Genomic DNA, 16,413 nt, shown 5'->3' with positions numbered 1-16,413 from the left:
GTGCGATGGAGCCGTTGTCATCATGTATGGGTAAATTCCCCAGGGTCTGCGCCCAACTTTACCCCTATGCCAAAAGTGCAAAGAAACATTTAAGAGAACCGCCACCAGAACGTAAAAAGCCCGGAAAGGCGCGCTTTCCGGGCAGGTGATTTTGTTGTGATGGTTAAGGCTTCTGTGCCTAGCTTGCGCGCAGGTCATCCTCTGGATAGGCGCTGATTTTATGCACGGACACATCCGCACCGGCAAATTCGTCTTCTTCTGACAGGCGGATACCGATGGTTTTCTTTAAGACGCCATAAACGACAAACCCAGAAACGCCTGCAAAGACAATCCCACACAGCGACCCGACAATCTGGGCGCCAAATGAAACGCCGCCCATACCGCCAAGGGCCTCAAGCCCAAAGACACCACATGCAATGCCGCCCAAAAGGCCGCACATGCCGTGCAGCGGCCACACACCAAGCACGTCATCAATTTTCCATTTCGCCTGGCACTGATTAAAGCCCCAGACAAATAAAAGTCCGGCAAGTCCGCCGGTGATCAATGCGCCAATTGGGTGCATCACATCCGACCCGGCGCAAACCGCAACCAATCCGGCCAAGGCCCCGTTATGCACGAAGCCCGGATCATTTCGACCGGCCACCAAGGCCGTCAAAATACCACCAACCATCGCCATTAACGAATTGACGGCAACAAGGCCGGTGATCCCGTTAACCGATTGGGCCGACATCACATTAAAGCCAAACCAGCCAACGCATAAAACCCACGACCCAAGGGCAAGAAACGGGATGTTTGATGGGGGGATACCAATAAGTTCGCCTGATTTGCGATATCTGCCGCGCCGCACACCAAGGCAAATAACCGCGCCAAGGGCGATCCAGCCGCCCACGGCATGCACCACAATTGATCCGGCAAAATCGTGGAACGGCGCACCAAAGGTTGCGGTAATCAGGTCCTGAAAACCGAAATTATTGTTCCAGACCAGTCCTTCAAACAGCGGATAACACAGGCCAACCAGAATGGCGGTGGCGAAAAGCTGTGGATAAAAACGTGCGCGTTCGGCAATGCCGCCCGAAATAATCGCGGGAATGGCGGCAGCAAATGTCAGCAGGAAAAAGAACTTAACCAAGTCATAGCCGCTTGACGAAAATGGGTGCAGTCCATCGATCATGGCAGAACCGGAAAGCACGTTGGCATTGGCGAAAAAATCAACGCCGTACGCGACGCTATATCCGACAAAGAAATAGGCAATCGTTGAAACGGCAAAATCGACAATGATTTTAACCAGTGCATTGACCTGATTCTTTTTGCGCACGGTGCCAACTTCAAGAAAGGCAAAACCGGCATGCATCGCAAGCACCATAATGGCGCCCATCAGGACGAAAAACACGTCCGAGGCAGTTTGGAAAGCCTCCATAAGGCATCCCCCCGTTTATTTAAAAGCGTTTCCTCTCGGTTCGGTCTTGCCGGGGCAGCCGAACTCTGGTTCGGAGCAGCCAAGATCAATTTCCGTGCCAACGGGGTTTTGAACTGTTCAAAGGCCTTAATCTTGTAAGGGCAAGGATGCTTTTGGTGACGATGCAATGACGTGGGGGATGTTTCGGTGGAAAACTGGTTTTGCCTTTGCAATGAACAAATTGCTGCCCAAAAAGGCAGCACAGAAACAAAAAAGACCCGCCGGGGAAAATCCCGACGGGTCTTTGATTTGATGGTCCGGGAACCGTTAAACACGGCACCCGGTATCTAAATCATATCGCTTAGAAGCGCTGCGAACCTTTACCGAATTCCGGATAAGCTTCGAGGCCAAGCTCAGCAGCATCAGAACCCATTGCTTCGTCTTCTTCGCTGAGGCGGATGCCAACAGTGAATTTCAAGATCAACCAGACGATAGCAGAGGTAACGATGGTGAAGGCACCCATTGCAACGATACCGGTCAACTGAACGCCAAACGATGCACCTTCATTGGTGAATGGAACAGCAAGCGTGCCCCAGATACCGCAAACCAAGTGAACCGAAACTGCGCCAACGACATCGTCGATTTTCAGTTTGTCGAGCAGCGGAACTGCAACAACAACCAGAATGCCGCCGATTGCGCCGATGATGATTGCCGAACCAATGGTCGGGGTGTCCGGACCAGCCGTGATCGATACCAGACCAGCAAGTGCACCGTTAAGTGCCATGGTCAGGTCGACCTTTTTGTAAAGGATCTGGGTCAGGATCATGGCAGCAACAACACCACCAGCAGCCGCCATCGACGTGTTGCCATAGATGTTGGCAATCGCGATCACGTCAGCAGCCGAACCCATAGCAAGCTGGGAACCACCGTTGAAGCCGAACCAGCCGAGCCACAAGATAAAGGTACCAAGCGTTGCAAGCGGAAGGTTCGAACCCGGCATCGGATGAACCGAACCGTCCTGGCCGTACTTGCCTTTACGTGCACCAAGGATAATCGCACCGGTCAAAGCAGCCCAGCCGCCGATTGAGTGAACGATGGTTGAGCCAGCAAAGTCAGAGAAGCCCATTTCGGACAACCAGCCGCCGCCCCAGGTCCATGAACCCGTAATCGGGTACAGAACGCCGGTCAGGATGACGACAAAGATCATGAACGGCCACAGTTTGATGCGCTCGGCAACAGTACCCGAAACGATCGAAGCTGCGGTTGCAACGAACACCATCTGGAAGAACCAGTCAGACGTTGCGGAATAACCCCCTGAGAAATCGCCACCAAGAGCTGCGGCATCATCCGCACCCCAAAGGCTGAGCGAGCCGATCCAGCCAGTGACATCCATGTACATCAGGTTATACCCGATGAGGTAATACATGATGCCAGCAACTGCGAAGAGCGAGATATTCTTCAAAAGAATGGTCGAAACGTTTTTGGTGCGAACCAGACCAGCTTCGAGCATGGCAAAGCCAGCTGCCATCCACATGACCAGTGCGCCACTGAACAGGAAGCTAAAGCTGTTCAAAATGTATTGGGTCTCTGCCGAAACGCCTGCGTCCTGAGCAAAGGCCGGAGAAGCGAGCGCGAGAACGGCGGTGCCTGCAAGAGCGGCAAGGCCGGTTTTTTTCATAGGAATGTTCATTGTGTCTCCCCTTGTCTCTGGACTTACAGGGCGTCGTCGCCGGTTTCGCCTGTGCGGATACGGACCGCTTGGCTCACATCAAGAACGAAAATCTTACCGTCCCCGATTTTCCCGGTTTGAGCTGTTTTGGTGATAGCCTCGACAACCTGATCAACCAGATTATCCGTGATGGCGACTTCCAGCTTCACTTTCGGCAGGAAGCTGACCATGTATTCAGCACCACGATAAATTTCGGTCTGACCTTTCTGACGGCCAAAACCCTTAACTTCGGTGACCGTCAATCCCTGAACGCCCAGTGCGCTAAGCGCCTCGCGGACTTCGTCCAGTTTGAACGGTTTGATGACAGCGGTAACAAGTTTCATATTGTGCGACCTCCCGGCATATCCGTTGAGTACCAACGTGGTAATCACGATTTCGCAGTCGTAGCACTCAAACCAAGAATCGTGCCAGACTCGAAAAAATAAATGCAAGACATTGTTTTTTAAGGGAAAAATGGAAAAATTGTCGACCGGGAGTCGCGCCGTAGCCCCAGCGTGTTGGATTAAAATATGAACAAAATCCCAGGTTGTTTAAAAATTGTGCATATTTTTTAATCAACAAAGAAGACTGAAAAAACCTGTTTTAGGTCAATGCACTGCCGCACGGTCGCCACTAAGGTCGGCGAAGTTTGAAAATGGAAATCAACAAGTGGCCCAATGGCGCTTGGATGTCGTACGTCTAATGCGTGGGTCTGAATTTTGGTGAATGAACAGAAGGTGTGGTTCTGAATATGGCGTCATATGCAGGATCACAATTTCGCGCATCTGCTTGCCGGGACCGTTAAGGCCGGGGTAAACAGATGCCCAACATAGATACGGCCCAGACAAAGACACGGTCGGTAAAGCAGGCGACCGAGCTTGCCGGACCATACTGACCATACAGGATAGGGATTTTGCACAATGCATGATCAGAACGTGATGAAGACCGATGTGATTATTTTGGGCGGTGGCCTGAATGGTGCGGCGATGGCTTTGGCGCTGGCGCATGGGGGCATCAAATCGGTCGTGATTGACTTTGCTGATCCCAAAACAATCCTGACGGCCAACTATGATGGCCGGACCTGTGCGATTGCGGCGGCATCAAAATCCGTGCTTGAAGTCATCGGTGCGTGGGAACACATGGCCGATGAAGCCGAACCAATCCTTGATATCCGCATTGCGGATGGCCAAAGCCCGCTGTTCTTGCATTACGATCATGCCGACCTTGGTGACAAACCATTGGGCTATATCGTCGAAAATCTGGTTACGCGCGGTGCTTTGTATCGTGCAATTGCCGAAAATGATCTGGTCGAAATGCTCGCCCCGGCACGGGTCGAAGACATCGCACGCGATCAAGGCGGTATGACGATTACGTTGGACGATGGCCGATCCGTGCGTGCACCGCTTGCCATTGGTGCCGAGGGGCGCAAATCCATGTTGCGCGAATGGGCGGGCATCAAAACCTATAGCTGGAGCTATAAGCAAAGTGCGGTCGTTTGTACGGTCAAGCATAAGCAGCCCCATAACGGTCTTGCGGTTGAACATTTCCTGCCAGCTGGGCCGTTTGCCATTTTGCCAATGACCGAAGATCGGTGTTCCATTGTTTGGACCGAAGGCACCGATCAGGCCAATTATTTGGTCAATCTGGATGAACAAACCTTCACAGATGAGTTGCATCGCCGGTTTGATGGCTATCTTGGCGACCTTGAGGTGGTTGGCCCGCGTTTTTGCTATCCGCTGGGTCTTCAGCATGCCTATCACTACACCGATGACCGCATTGCACTGATTGGCGACGCGGCACACGGGATGCATCCGATTGCTGGGCAGGGCCTGAATATGGGCATTCGCGATGTGGCTGTGCTGGCAGAAATTCTGGTCAATGCGCGCCGACTTGGTCGCGATATTGGCAGTGCCGATGTGTTGGGCGAATATGCCCAGTGGCGCCGCTTTGATAACACGGTGATGTTGGGGGTTACCGATCTGACCAACCGTCTATTTTCCAATGATATTGCCCCGATCAAATGGGCCCGTGACATTGGTCTTGCGGTTGTGCAGAAAATTCCACCTCTCAAGAAAACCTTCATGTCCCATGCCATGGGCTATGCCGGGACTCTGCCAAAATTGATGCAGGGCGAGTCGCTATAACGCGATTCGCGTCCGATTCTACCCTTGGTTTAATGGGCGCATCACGCCCTATGGTTGAAATTTCGGCGAAAATGGTTTCGAAATTCGATTATTGGGGCGTGGTCATTTAGAATCATTCAAACGAATGTCGCTTTTTATCAGGCTTTGTTGATTTGCATCAACACTTCGGCGCGATCTTTGGTACAGGTTCCCCGTAGTTAATTTAATGACAGGGGACAGAAAATGACATTTTCCCGTAAACTGATGTTGTCGGCTGCTGTAGCCGCAATCTTCGGTGCAACCATGGCTGCCGGTGGCGTTGCTCAGGCTGACGAAGTTGCTTCTTTCAAAACCAAACAGGCTGGTGACTTCCTGATCCGTGGTCGTGCCATTGGCGTCGTTCCGAATGAAGATTCGTCAACCAACGATATCGGAACCGGCGAAGCCAAGGTCGATAACGATTACGTTCCTGAGCTTGATTTCTCTTACTTTGTCACTGACAATATTGCTTTTGAGCTCATTGCAGCGACCACCAAGCATGATGTAAAATGGCAGAACCCGGATGTAGACCTCGGTTCGGTTAACCTTCTTCCGCCGACCTTGACCCTGCAGTACCACTTCATGCCTGATCAGCGTTTCAGCCCATATGTTGGTGCAGGTATCAACTACACCATGTTCTACAATGAAAAATCTGGTGCAGCGAACTCCATCAAGTACGATGATGGCTTCGGTTATGCCTTCCAGGCCGGCTTTGACTATGCCATTTCTGGCCCATGGTCGCTGAACTTTGACGTGAAAAAAGTCTTCCTCGACACCGACGTAACCGCAGACCTTGGCGGCGCATCGCCGGCCAAAGTTGATGTTGATCTCGATCCGTGGATCTTCGGTGTTGGTGTTGGTTACCGCTTCTAAGCGCTGCCGACCAAATACCTCGATATAAATTGTCGAACCCGAAAGCGGCCCTGTCTTTTGATGGGGCCGTTTTTGTATATGGATTGTCCTGTTCTGGGGGCGGTAGGCAGGGAGGAGGGGCGTTAGGAAGGTTTGCGCGGGTCGCGTGACAGGCCGCGTTTTTCAAGCGCGCTTAGGTAATCCGCCCAAAGCGTATCTTGTGTGTCATGCAATTCGCGAAGGTACTGCCAGCTAAACAGGCCGCTGTCATGCAGGTCGTCAAAGCTGATCCGGATCGCATAATTGCCAACCGGCAGGATATCAATAATCCCGACGTGACGCCGCCCGGGGATGATTTTCTTTTCCGATGGATGGTGTCCCTGAACCTCGGCCGAGGGGCTTTCAACCCGCAATAGCTCCGCACTGAACCGGGATGTCACATCATCATCCCAGACAATCTCAAGAATGTGTTCATCACTGAGATAGTTGATTTCCACAGGTGTGAAATCAGGCGTGAAACCGTCTTTGGTCATGCGGGTTAAGGTGCCTTAATCGTCGATTGCGCGGGCTTCGTCGGGCAGCATGATTGGAATGCCATCACGGATCGGATAGGCCAAACCAGCCTTGCTGCTGATCAGCTCGTTATTATCGCGATCATATTCAAGCGCCTGCTTGGTCACCGGGCAAACAAGAATTTCAAGAAGCTTTGGGTCTACCGGGCTATGGGTCGCGTTCATTATATCGGCCTTCGGTTTGGTGGCGCTATCGGGCGCAAATATCGGGTTTAGTTTGCGTTGCTGTGTGCGTTTTTTGGGTTGGCGTGCGCGGCCATCTCAAGCAACGTTGTCAGCATATCGCCGCGATCATACAGGGTTGTGCATTCGAGCAAAGCCTGTTTTTCAAGCGGGCTTAGCTGACAGCCCATCGAAATGGTCGTGATCAGCATTTCATCATCCCCATCGGCAAGCGTATCCCAGCAAGACCGAAGCGAATGCTGGGCAAAATACGCTTCAAGGGCGGTGCGCAGACGATCACGATTGACCGGCATCTTATCAATCGGCGCATCAAGATCGCTTTTCCACGGGCCAAAGTCACCGCGGACAATGCGATATCCACCGTCATTTTCGGGCAATTCTTCAACCACATCAAACCGGCATACCCCGGTCAATGTGATTAAAAAATGCCCATCATCTGTTTCGCTAAACGCGGTAATGCGCCCGGCACATCCGGTTTTGAACACGGGTGGGTTTTCGTAATCCAAAACATGTTCAATGCGGTTGATCGGTTTTGGCTGGATCATGCCAATCATGCGGTCCCTGCCCAATGCATCAGTCACCATGTTGATATAACGTGGCTCAAACACATTCAGCGGCAAATGCCCGCGTGGCAGCAACAATGCGCCACTCAGCGGGAATACCGGCATCGTCTCTGGAAGGTCGGAAAAAGACGGGGTAAAGGGACCGCATATGCTCATGAAAACAATACCGTTGATAGTGCCCGGCGTCCGGCGACGCTGGCCGGGTCCGTTGGACCCCATGCTTCGAAGAATTTAATCAACTGGGTGCGTCCGGCATCCTCGTTCCATTCACGGTCCGTGCGAATGATCGCAATCATCGCATTAACCGCGTCTTCGCGTTTATTGGTGGCAAAGCACGCCATGCCCAAATCGAATTGCGCCTGAAGGTCGCTTGGATTCGCTGCGACTTTCGCGCGGGCGGCTTCCAAATCTTCTGGGCTATAGCCGGTTTCGGCCAGTTCAAGCGCGCTGATTGCTGCGGCAATCGGGGCTTTCAGGCGGTCGGCATCGGCCATGTTGTCAACAAAGTGGCGGGTTTCTTCAAGTTCGCCCATGCCCACCATGCAACGGATCATGCCGCCAATTGCGACTTCATTTTGCTGCTCGCGTTCAAGCACGCTGACATAAAGACCGTGCGCGGTTGCGTGGTCGTCTTCGGCCAAGGCTGCTGCAGCTTGCTCCAACAGCGCCTCAATCGGGCTTTCAATCGGGCCACCGGCAAGTTTTTCGTAAAAGGCGCGTACTTCGCTTTCGGGCTGTGCGCCCTGAAATGCATCAACCGGGCGACCACCCTTAAAGGCATAAACCGTCGGGACGGATTGAATGCGCAACTGGGCGGCCAATTCCTGGTTTTCGTCGATATTGATTTTGACAAGCTTCACACGGCCACCGGCTTCGCGGGTGACTTTTTCGATGGTTGGCGTCAGGCTTTTGCAGGGGCCGCACCATGGCGCCCAGAAATCAACCACAACCGGCACTTCCATCGACGGCTCAATGACGTCCTCGACGAAAGTTTCAACAGAGCTGTCCTTGATCAGGCCATCTGTCGAATTGGAAGGCTGTTCCGGCGCGTTCGCGTCAAGAATGATCGACATTATCTTTAACTCACTAATTCTGGATTTAAGATGATGATGCCATGGCTCCACGACAAGAGGCGGAATGGCAATATGAGGTGTGCATTATACTTCAATATAAAGGAATAAGGCGGTTCTTGGACCTTTGCCTAGGTTAGGTGGCATCCAATTCATCTTCGAAATTAATAATTTTTGCCTCATAGCCCAGCGACGTAATGAACCGCAACAGATCCTTTGCCTGAATTGTTGTGGTTTGGTCATTCCGCAAGGGGTGAAAGTTTAGTTTTTCACCATTGGCAAGTTTGGCATCCAAGGCAAGATTAACGACGCGGTCCTGATCATTGATCAGGGCAAAGGGCGTAACCGACCCCGGTTTGACGCCAAGTGTCTCGATCAAAAGGTCGGGTTTGCCAAACGAAAGACGCGCACAGCCAAGGCTTTTATGCAGGTGGTTCATACGGATTTGCGTGTTTTCCTCGGCGACGACAAGCCACAATGCGCCTTTTTTATCTTTCACAAACAGATTTTTGGAATGCAGGCCCGGCAGATCACCCCGAAGGTTCTGCGAATCCTCAACCGTGAACAGCGGCGCATGGGTCTGCGTTGTGGTTTTAATTCCCAATTTTTCCAGATGTTCGAAAAGCAGGGTTGATGGATCGCTCATGTTGTTTTCCTTGTGGCTGTGTTGCCAGAAGATAACCAAGTTCAAAACCGGACGCAAATTTGCGACCGGCGCTCAGATTTCGGCAATTCGACCCAGAAAAGTCAAGGAAAACCGCCAAAATTGGCGATGTTACACTTTGATGGAAAAAAGGGTTGCAATCGCTCTTTGTTGGGCTATTATCCGCGCCGCTCCACAGGGGCAGGAAAACACTGATGAATGCGGGCGTAGCTCAGGGGTAGAGCATAACCTTGCCAAGGTTAGGGTCGAGAGTTCGAATCTCTTCGCCCGCTCCATGATGAAAGTTTCAAAGGCCGTCCTTCGGGGCGGCCTTTTGCTTTTGTATCTTGCGCCAAACGTCGTTTTGTCGTGTGCTGGGCTTCATGCACGATACATCTGCCAAAACTCCCGATCCGCATTCGAAAACCATCTTTACTGTCGGCTATGCTGGGCATGACCGCGACAGTTTGCTTGCGCTGTTACGCACCCACGGCATCACCGCAGTCGCCGATATTCGCACCTTTAAGCGATCAAGCTACTGGACGGCATTTGACGCCGATAGTTTCGGGCCGTTTTTACGTGCGCAGGGCATTGCCTATGTTTTTATGGGGGGATATGATGGGTGGAAAGCCTCAGCGGCCTGAGCTGTATCCTGACGGGCAGCTAAGCTATGATTTGATGGCGCAGTTGCCAGAATTTCAAGACGGCATTGCACGGCTTGTCAAAGGGGCGGAAAAATATCGCATTTGCTTGATGTGTGCGGAAAAGGATCCGCTTGATTGCCATCGAACCTTGCTGATCGCCCCACCGCTTAAGGCGGCTGGTTTTGATCTTTGCCATTTGGTTGCCGGGCAGGTCGAACACCAATCACAGACGGAACAACGCATGATCACCCAAAATGGTGGCGATGTGCCAGATCTGTTTGCCGCAACGGATGCCGATCCAGATGCCCAGACCAAGCTGGCATGGCGTCAACAGGTCAAGCGGGTCGCGCCGATGGCTCAAGACGCGATAAAGCGTCGATCTTAGAAAGCGCCATCAAGCGTCGATCTTCTTAGGAAGCGCGATTTCGTTTTGTTGTTGGCCGTCGGCGCATAAAAGCGCCGCTACCCCATAATGTTATATCCGCCATCAATATGAACGACGTCGCCGGTGAGGGATCGTGCCCGATCGCTGGCAAGGAATGCGGCCAATTCACCAATTTCCTCAATGGTCACCAGCCGATGGCCGGGTGATCGCTGGGTCGCCTGATCCATTAGCGTATCAAACTCGGCAATGCCCGATGCAGCACGGGTCAATAACGGGCCCGGTGAAATCGCATGGCACCGGATGTTTTTCGGGCCAAGTTCAGCCGCCATATAGCGGGTTGCGCTTTCAAGGGCGGCTTTGACCGGCCCCATCACCCCGTAATGATCAATCACCCGTTCGGACCCCATATAGGTCACGGTCAAAAGCGCACCGCCGTCCTTCATCAAGGGTTCTGCGCGCTTGGCAAGGCGTTGAAACGAATGGCAGGAGATATCCATCGCCATCAAAAAACCGTCGCGCGAACAGTCCGTCACCCGCCCATGCAGGTCCTCGGCGGGGGCAAATGCGATGGAATGAAGCACAAAATCAAGCTTTCCCCATTGTTTCTCGATATTTGCGAACAATATGTCCATTTGCTGGGTGTCACAAACATCAAGGGGGCAAATAATCGGCGATTGCAGCTCTTCGGCCAAGGGGCGAACATATTTCTCGGCCTTGGCATTTTGATATGTCACCGCAAGGTCAGCGCCTTCGCGCTTAAAAACGCGGCCGCAACCCCACGCGATGGACATTTCATTGGCAACGCCGACGATCAGACCCTTTTTGCCCTTAAGCATACCGAGATACTCCGGTTTTTCGTTGTGCACCTGCGAGGATACCAACCCCGCGACACGGTATCTGTAGTCTAGTCTGATTTTGCAGTGCGAAAAGTCTAAAGTTCTATGACATCGCGCGTATGTTGATATTCAACTCTGGGAGGCTACCCTATTGGAGAAGCGATTTTTTTTTGAGCACAAGCATAGTTTTTAGGCAGATGATCCGCTATGTGTAGGTCAGAAGGAAATCTTCGGAGTTCCAAGAATTTTTACGTTGGAAACCGCCGATTTCCTTCCCAAATAAATATGACATCCGTGGTGTGTGATGCTGGCCGCAAAAGGTCAGTGTTTCGGTCTTGGTAAACAGGATCGGGAAAAAGGGAAATTGGACATGAAAGCCCGTAAAGACGACCCGAAACGGGAAGTCATCGACAAAGTTGTCGAACAAATCCAACAACGCTTAAAAGGCAAAATGGCGAAGGATGCAGAAGCGTTCGTTCGCCTTTTTTATAAGGATGTTCCGCCCGACGACATGGCAGGTCGATCCGTCGACTCGCTTTATGGCGCGGCGTTGACGCTTTATAAATTCGCGCAAAAGCGCCCCTCGGTCGAGGAAGCCAAGATCAGGGTTTATAACCCCGACCTTGAAGAGCACGGCTGGAAATCCGATCACACCGTGATCGAGATGATTAATACCGACATGCCGTTCTTGGTCGACTCGGTCACATCTGCGCTGCATGACCTTGATCTGACAGTGCATTTGGTCATTCACCCGATCATGCGGATCGAACGCGATGACAAGGGCGAACTTCTGGCGGTGACGTCGGTCGAGGAATCCGAAGCACCGCGTGAATCGGTCATGCATCTTGAGATTGACGAGCAAACTGACGAGGCCGTTCTGGCCAAAGTCCGTGCACGTCTTGATGATGTTTTGACCGATGTCGGGCTTGCGGTGCGTGACTGGAAGCAGATGCTTGGCAAAGTCACCGACGTTCTTGAAGAAATCAAAACAGCGCCAAAAACCATTGCCGCCGATGATCGCCGCGAAGCAGAGGATTTCCTTGGCTGGCTGCATAATGATCACTTCACCTTCTTGGGCTACCGCGAATACAAATTTGCCGATGACGCCAAAAAGGCCGGTGGGGATGTCAGTGTCCATAATCAGCTGGGTATTCTGGCCCGCGAAGGTACGCATATTTTTGACGAACTGCGTCAAATCGGCAACCTGTCGGACGAGGTAAAGGATTTCGTCACCAAACCAAGTCTTTTGATGGTGACCAAAGCCAACAAGCAATCGACCGTTCATCGCTCGGTCCATCTTGATACGATTGTCGTTAAGCAGTTCGATAAAAAGGGCAAGGTCATCGGCCAGCACCTGTTTGTTGGTCTGTTTACCTCGGTTGCTTATAACCTCAGCCCGCGTTTGATCCCGCTTTTGCGCAAAAAACTGGATGAAACGATTGCCCGTGCCGGCTTCCCGCCAGCTGGCCATGATGCCAAGGCGCTGGTCAATATTCTTGAAACCTATCCGCGTGACGAGCTGTTCCAGGTCGAACTTGATGACCTGTATCATACCTGCATGGGCATCTTGCACCTGCAGGAACGCCAACGGATCGCGCTGTTTGTGCGCCGTGATGCGTTTGAACGGTTCGTTTCCTGTCAGTTGTTCTGTCCGCGCGACCGTTTCTCGACCAAACTGCGGATCCGATTCCAAAAGGTCATCGAAGATGCGTTTGAAGGCAAAGTCAGCGCCCATTACACCCTGATTGGCGATAGTCCGCTTGCGCGTTTGCATTTGCTGGTCAAAACCACGCCGGGTGAATTGCCGGAATATGACGTTGCCGAAATCGAACGTCAGTTGGTTGAAACCGCACGCGATTGGTCCGACACCCTGCGTCAGGTTCTTGTCCGTGAAAAGGGCGAAGAACGTGGCTTGGCAATGTATCGTAAATACGGCGAAAGCTTCTCGACCGAGTATAGCGAACGCTTTAGCGTCGAAAGTGCCGCCCTTGATGTTGAACGCATTGAGGAGGTCATGAACGCCAGCGATCTTCGGGTAAACCTTTATCGCCCGATTGAAGCCGCCGAGAACGAGCTTCGGTTTAAAATTTACAATCCGGGCGCGCCTGTGCCGCTGTCCGATGTGTTGCCGATGCTTGAAAATATGGGCCTTAAGGTCATCACCGAGAACCCGTTCACGGTGGAGCCGCGCGATGCGGAGCAAAACGTTCGCATCCACGATTTCGGTGTGGTCGTTGACGGTGAATTCCGCCTGCATGATGTGCGTGACAAGTTCCAGGAACTGTTTGTCCGTATGTGGCATGGCGAAGTGGAAAATGACGGATTTAACCGTCTTGTTCTGCTCGGCGGACTGCATTGGCGCGAAGTCGTCATCCTGCGCGCTTATTCCCGCTATATGCGTCAGATGGGCTCTGCCTTCTCGCAGGATTATATGGCCAAGACCCTTGCCAATAACCCGGCACTGGCATCGGCAATCGTCAGCCTGTTTATGGCCCGCTTTGACCCGGATCGCGATCCGGGGCTGGTCGCCGAGGCCGAGGCAATCGAAGGCGATATCGTCAGCCGCCTTGAAGATGTGATGAACCCGGATGAAGACCGCATTTTGCGCGCCTTCCTTAATCTGGTTCAGGCAACCCTTCGCACCAACTTCTTCCAATACGGTACGGATGGAAATCCCAAGCCGTATTTGTCGGTCAAATTCAATTCCGGCATGATCGAAGATTTGCCACTGCCCCGTCCGTGGCGCGAAATATTTGTCTATTCCCCACGGGTCGAGGCCGTCCATCTGCGTGGTGGTCCGGTGGCCCGTGGTGGTATCCGCTGGTCCGACCGCCAGGAAGATTTCCGTACCGAAATCCTCGGCTTGGTTAAGGCCCAGATGGTCAAAAACGCCGTCATCGTGCCGGTTGGCTCCAAGGGTGGCTTTGTTGTCAAACGCCCACCTGTCGATGGCACGCGTGAAGCCTTCCTCGAAGAAGGCATTGCTTGCTACAAAATCCTCATGAGCGGGATGCTCGATATCACCGACAATATCGTTGGTGGGGATATCGTTGCGCCCGAACGTGTGCGTCGTTTGGACGAAGATGACCCGTATTTGGTTGTCGCCGCCGATAAGGGCACCGCAACGTTTTCTGATATCGCCAATGGTGTGGCGCGTGATTATGGCTTCTGGCTGGATGATGCGTTCGCATCGGGTGGCTCGCAGGGGTATGACCATAAGAAAATGGGCATTACCGCACGCGGTGCGTGGGAATCTGTCAAACGTCACTTCCGCGAAATGGGCAAAGACATTCAGAAAACCCCGTTCACCGTGGCCGGTGTCGGCGACATGTCGGGCGACGTGTTTGGCAATGGCATGTTGCTGTCAGAAAAAATCAAACTGACAGCCGCCTTTAACCACATGCATATCTTTGTCGATCCGGATCCGGATATAGCAAAAAGCTTTGCCGAACGCCAACGCTTGTTCAATCTTCCGCGTTCGGGCTGGGGCGATTACGATAAAAAGGTCCTGTCCAAAGGCGGGGATATCTTTGATCGTAAGGCCAAAACCCTTGATCCATCGCCAGAAGTCCGCAAATTGCTGGGCCTTGACCAAGGCAAGGTCACCCCGGCGGATATGATGAAGGCCATCCTGAAATCTGACGTCGAACTTCTTTGGTTTGGCGGCATCGGGACCTATATCAAATCGCACGCCGAAACCAATGCCGATGCTGGGGACCGTGCCAATGATGCCATTCGCATCAATGGCCGTGAAATCCGGGCCAAGGTCGTTGGCGAAGGGGCCAACCTTGGTGCCACTCAGCGTGGCCGGATCGAGTATGCCCAAGCAGGTGGCCGTTTGAATACAGACGCCATCGATAACGCGGCGGGTGTGAATTGCTCCGACCACGAGGTTAATATCAAGATCCTGGTCGGCGAAGTTGTTGCCGCTGGCGATATGACCGAAAAGCAGCGCAATAAGCTTCTGGTCGAGATGACCGAAGAGGTCGGTGAACTTGTTCTGCGTGATAACTATCTGCAAAGTCAGGCGATCTCAAACACCCACGCGGTCAGCTCCGAAGTTCTTGATGCGCAGGTCCGCCTGATCCGCATGTTGGAACGCGAAGGACGCCTGAACCGCGAAATCGAATATCTTCCTGATGACGAAGAACTCGCACGTCGTGCCGCCAATCAAGAAGGGCTGACCCGCCCCGAAGTGTCGGTTTTGATGCCATATGCGAAACTTTGGCTGTATGACGAGGTGCTTGATTCTGATTTGCCAGATGATCCGATCTTGGTCGAGGAACTGGTGCGGTATTTCCCGACACCGGTGCGCAAGAAATACGCCGATGCGATTTCCGAGCACCGCCTGAAACGTGAAATCATTGCAACGGTTGCGACCAACAGTCTGGTCAACCGGGTCGGGGGCACCTTTGTCCATGACATGATGGAGGCCACCGGGCTTTCCGCCGTTGACGTCTCACGTGGTTATCTGATCACCCGTGCGGTGTTTGGTCTGCGCGATATCTGGGCCGGGATCGAGGCCCTGGATAACGTGGTTTTGGCCAAGCTTCAGATCGGGATGTTCCGTGACATCAACCGTATGGTCAACGAAGTCACCCAATGGTTCTTGCGCAATTGCGAGGATCTTAATGTCGGGGCCAAGATCGAACTGTTCCGTCCTGCGGTGTCCAAGGTCATTGCGGCCTTTGATGATATCGTTCCAGCCGATGCTGCTTTCAGAAAGACGCTGAACGAAAAGACGCAATCTTTGGTCGCCCAAGGTGTCCCCGAAGATTTGGCCCGTCGCGTTGCATCCATGGCGCAAATGGTTGCCATTTGTGATGTGGTACGTATCGCCGATGCCACGGGGCGTGACGTCATCGAAGTTGGGGCGACCTACTTTGCGGTGGGGGCGCGGTTCCAGCTTGGTTTGATGCGTGCCGCAGCCGACTCGATCGAAGCTGAAACCCATTGGCAGAAACTCGCCCGGGCGGCGGTGATCGACGATCTTTACGGTCATCAACGTGAATTGACCCGTACGGTCCTGTCGTCGGGCAAAAAGGGCTCCTCTGGGGCGGCACTTGTCGATAAGTGGGTCGAAGACCATCAACGCGGCTGTGCGCGCTGTGATGAACTGATCAACGAACTGCGCGCCGCAGGTCAGATTGATCTTTCAATGATCACGGTTGCCAACCGCCAGATCCGTGCACTGACCGGCGCTTAATCGTCGGTTTGTCTCGGATATTTAGATGACTGTGAGGAGGGCGCGATTCGCTTCGCGCCCTCCTTTCTTTTTGCGCGATGGGCGGTATTTGATGTGTAATCGTGTAAGCCAGCGGAAAAACGCGGAAAAAATACCGCTGTGATGGCAGATATGTTCTTTGGGCAGGTCTTGATTTAAGGTGTTGAATTCGCGG

14 protein-coding genes and 1 tRNA gene are annotated in these 16,413 nt (G+C 52.8%); 6 read left to right on the top strand and 9 right to left on the bottom strand.

Annotated elements, in window-relative coordinates; translation table 11 throughout:
* Nucleotides 1–178: 178 nt before the first annotated feature.
* From HCZ99_RS02950 to HCZ99_RS02940, 3 genes are all read right to left on the bottom strand, one after another.
* The gene (locus HCZ99_RS02950) at nt 179–1,417 is read right to left on the bottom strand and encodes an ammonium transporter (protein WP_167445352.1); all 1,239 of its coding nucleotides are present in this window, start codon (nt 1,415–1,417) and stop codon (nt 179–181) included.
* A 340-nt stretch (nt 1,418–1,757) separates the two neighbouring features.
* Complete coding sequence (gene amt / locus HCZ99_RS02945; protein ID WP_167445351.1) at nt 1,758–3,086, bottom strand: ammonium transporter; 1,329 nt, start codon at nt 3,084–3,086, stop codon at nt 1,758–1,760.
* A gap of 23 nt (nt 3,087–3,109) precedes the next feature.
* On the bottom strand, nt 3,110–3,448 hold the full coding sequence (locus tag HCZ99_RS02940; protein ID WP_007088725.1) for a P-II family nitrogen regulator: 339 nt from the start codon (nt 3,446–3,448) through the stop codon (nt 3,110–3,112).
* A gap of 576 nt (nt 3,449–4,024) precedes the next feature.
* Between HCZ99_RS02940 and ubiH the strand changes: the two genes are divergently transcribed.
* Together ubiH and HCZ99_RS02930 are read left to right on the top strand one after the other, a co-directional pair.
* A complete protein-coding gene (gene ubiH, locus HCZ99_RS02935) occupies nt 4,025–5,248 on the top strand; it encodes a 2-octaprenyl-6-methoxyphenyl hydroxylase (protein ID WP_167445350.1) in 1,224 nt (407 codons plus the stop codon).
* A 222-nt stretch (nt 5,249–5,470) separates the two neighbouring features.
* Complete coding sequence (locus HCZ99_RS02930) at nt 5,471–6,139, top strand: OmpW/AlkL family protein (RefSeq protein WP_167445349.1); 669 nt, start codon at nt 5,471–5,473, stop codon at nt 6,137–6,139.
* Between the two features lie 122 nt (nt 6,140–6,261).
* On the opposite strand, the gene HCZ99_RS02925 is transcribed toward HCZ99_RS02930, so the two are convergent.
* The 5 genes from HCZ99_RS02925 to HCZ99_RS02905 all read right to left on the bottom strand — a co-directional run bounded on the left by HCZ99_RS02925 (nt 6,262) and on the right by HCZ99_RS02905 (nt 9,152).
* Nucleotides 6,262–6,651, bottom strand: a complete 390-nt coding sequence (locus HCZ99_RS02925) for a gamma-butyrobetaine hydroxylase-like domain-containing protein (protein ID WP_167445348.1) — start codon at nt 6,649–6,651, stop codon at nt 6,262–6,264.
* Between the two features lie 15 nt (nt 6,652–6,666).
* Nucleotides 6,667–6,855: a Trm112 family protein gene (locus tag HCZ99_RS02920; RefSeq protein WP_167445347.1), complete on the bottom strand. Its 189-nt coding sequence runs from the start codon at nt 6,853–6,855 to the stop codon at nt 6,667–6,669.
* Between the two features lie 47 nt (nt 6,856–6,902).
* A complete protein-coding gene (locus HCZ99_RS02915) occupies nt 6,903–7,592 on the bottom strand; it encodes an LON peptidase substrate-binding domain-containing protein (protein WP_167445346.1) in 690 nt (229 codons plus the stop codon).
* Nucleotides 7,589–8,509, bottom strand: a complete 921-nt coding sequence (gene trxA, locus HCZ99_RS02910) for a thioredoxin (protein ID WP_167445345.1) — start codon at nt 8,507–8,509, stop codon at nt 7,589–7,591. The genes HCZ99_RS02915 and trxA overlap by 4 nt, the downstream gene beginning before the upstream one ends.
* A gap of 133 nt (nt 8,510–8,642) precedes the next feature.
* A complete protein-coding gene (locus tag HCZ99_RS02905) occupies nt 8,643–9,152 on the bottom strand; it encodes a prolyl-tRNA synthetase associated domain-containing protein (RefSeq protein ID WP_167445344.1) in 510 nt (169 codons plus the stop codon).
* Between the two features lie 218 nt (nt 9,153–9,370).
* Between HCZ99_RS02905 and HCZ99_RS02900 the strand changes: the two genes are divergently transcribed.
* The 3 genes from HCZ99_RS02900 to HCZ99_RS20630 all read left to right on the top strand — a co-directional run bounded on the left by HCZ99_RS02900 (nt 9,371) and on the right by HCZ99_RS20630 (nt 10,178).
* A tRNA-Gly gene (locus HCZ99_RS02900) sits at nt 9,371–9,445 on the top strand.
* An 87-nt stretch (nt 9,446–9,532) separates the two neighbouring features.
* Entirely contained in the window at nt 9,533–9,793 is a 261-nt protein-coding gene (locus HCZ99_RS20635; protein ID WP_254869406.1) for a DUF488 family protein, read from the top strand.
* Entirely contained in the window at nt 9,768–10,178 is a 411-nt protein-coding gene (locus HCZ99_RS20630; protein ID WP_254869405.1) for a DUF488 domain-containing protein, read from the top strand. Before HCZ99_RS20635 ends, HCZ99_RS20630 begins: the two co-directional genes overlap by 26 nt.
* A gap of 77 nt (nt 10,179–10,255) precedes the next feature.
* Here HCZ99_RS20630 and fabI read toward each other — a convergent pair whose 3' ends face one another.
* Nucleotides 10,256–11,014 carry an enoyl-ACP reductase FabI gene (fabI, locus tag HCZ99_RS02890; protein WP_167445343.1) on the bottom strand — a complete coding sequence of 253 codons (759 nt, stop codon included), beginning with the start codon at nt 11,012–11,014 and terminating at the stop codon, nt 10,256–10,258.
* Between the two features lie 370 nt (nt 11,015–11,384).
* On the opposite strand from fabI, the gene HCZ99_RS02885 reads away from it, so the two are divergent.
* On the top strand, nt 11,385–16,220 hold the full coding sequence (locus HCZ99_RS02885) for an NAD-glutamate dehydrogenase (protein ID WP_167445342.1): 4,836 nt from the start codon (nt 11,385–11,387) through the stop codon (nt 16,218–16,220).
* The last annotated feature ends 193 nt before the right edge of the window (nt 16,221–16,413 follow it).

The sequence above is a fragment of the Thalassospira lucentensis genome, from assembly GCF_011806425.1.
In the GTDB taxonomy this organism is placed as follows: domain Bacteria; phylum Pseudomonadota; class Alphaproteobacteria; order Rhodospirillales; family Thalassospiraceae; genus Thalassospira; species Thalassospira lucentensis_B.
Note: the sequence above shows the minus strand (reverse complement) of the source record. Positions and strands in the feature narration are given on the sequence as shown.